We start from the raw sequence: 1,640 nt of genomic DNA, 5'->3' as shown, positions 1-1,640 counted from the left end.
AAAAGTTCGAAGGTTTTGTGATTGATTATTTTTAGATAACAAGTTTCAACATATAATAGATAAGCTGTGCTCCAAAAAGGACAAGAATCACTCCACAAACTACCTGAAAAACTTTGCGCAATTTAGCCGATTTAAATAACCTTCCAGGAATAATGCCCATTAGAGTCCCTAATACTATGGGAGCGATTGCTGTGCCTGTCGCAAATAATGCAGCGTATAATGTACCTAGTAAAACAGTATTTTCTGCTATACAGGCAATATAGGTAAGAATTGCTACATATGGAACACAAGGAGCAATGCCCATCAAAAAGCCAATTAAAAACATACTTTTAGTACCTTTATCCAATATTCTCTTTCCACTATGCCTCTTATAACCTTTGCCTAAAATGATAAGGATACCAATTGTTATCATGGAAAGAGCTAAAATTAAATAGAGCCAACCGGATTTTTGAGGGGGAAAGAATTGATTAATAAAATTGAAAGCCACGGTTGCAAGACCACCCAAGATAGCAAAAGCCAAAAGCCTACCGATTGAAAATATAAAAGCTACTTTAAAACCACCCAGCCAATTTTCCTTTGTGGCTCCAATATAAGGCAAAAGCAACGGAGCAGTAAAGCTAAGACATGGCCCCCATCCCATAGTAAAGCCGGCTGCGAGTAACTTTAAAGAATTAGAAAGCATTCTTTATCTCTATCTTTTTCCCACAGCCTGCAAGAATAAAGTCTTTTCCATAGACTTTTTCAAACTGTTCTCTTGCGAGGTCTCCTGAACAATGGCAAGGAGCCACTTTCAAAACCCTTTGCTCTTTTATCCCCTTTACAATACTCTTTATCTGCCATAGATTCATCCAGCATAGATGAAAGCCACCCAATGCTAAATAGACATCTTGATTAAGCATCCCTTTTGCCTTTTTAACAATGTTTACAATCCCTGGATGAGCACAACCTGTGATTACTATCAATCCCTTAGAAGTTTTTATTATAAGAGATTCTTCTTTTATCCAGCTCCCCATTTCTCCAGTGGAATAAGCATTTTTGCAGATTTCCTTGGGATTATGAACCTCGATCAATTTTGCTCCTGCCTTAATGACTTCATTTTTAATACTTTGAGGTAGAGACTTCGGCAGGTAAACGGTAACATTGGGATTCTTTTCTAAAAAGTCGGGTAAGCCCCCAACATGGTCGTAGTGAATGTGAGAAAGAATTATTATATCTATTGAGGCAGGATCGATTTTTAGTTTTTGCATATTGGAAAGAAGAACAGAACCCTCACCACCGACATCAAAAAGAATTGTTTTCTCAAGACCTTTTACAAAACAGGAAAAACCCCATCTTGTTTCTAAGCCTTCTTTGTAGGTATTATTATCATAAACAATTGTAAGATCCAAATCTTTTGTCACTGCTAAAGATGAGAATGAAACGATGAATATTAAGAACAAAGTTATCCATTTTATCTTATCCATTTTGCCTCCTAAAATATAGTTTAACAAACAATAATATTCATAAAGAAAATAAAAATCAAGTCACATTTTACCTAAAAGATTCTTGACTTTAAAGAAAAACCTGTATAATACAAAAAGGAGATAAAAATGCTTTTGGCAGATTTTAGCTGGGAAGAAGTGAAAGATCAGGTTGCCAGG

Annotated in this window: 2 protein-coding genes; both read right to left on the bottom strand. The window is 35.7% G+C overall.

Features of this window, described 5'->3' with window-relative positions:
• Window positions 1-31: 31 nt before the first annotated feature.
• The gene (locus tag U9Q18_04065) at window positions 32-682 is read right to left on the bottom strand and encodes a sulfite exporter TauE/SafE family protein (GenBank protein ID MEA3313531.1); all 651 of its coding nucleotides are present in this window, start codon (window positions 680-682) and stop codon (window positions 32-34) included.
• A complete protein-coding gene (locus tag U9Q18_04060; GenBank protein MEA3313530.1) occupies window positions 672-1,463 on the bottom strand; it encodes an MBL fold metallo-hydrolase in 792 nt (263 codons plus the stop codon). The genes U9Q18_04065 and U9Q18_04060 overlap by 11 nt, the downstream gene beginning before the upstream one ends.
• Window positions 1,464-1,640: the final 177 nt, after the last annotated feature.

The sequence above is a fragment of the Caldisericota bacterium genome (genome assembly GCA_034717215.1).
Lineage (GTDB): Bacteria > Caldisericota > Caldisericia > Caldisericales > Caldisericaceae > UBA646.
The sequence above is the reverse complement of the archived record's forward strand: the minus strand, read 5'-3'. Positions and strand labels throughout refer to the sequence as shown.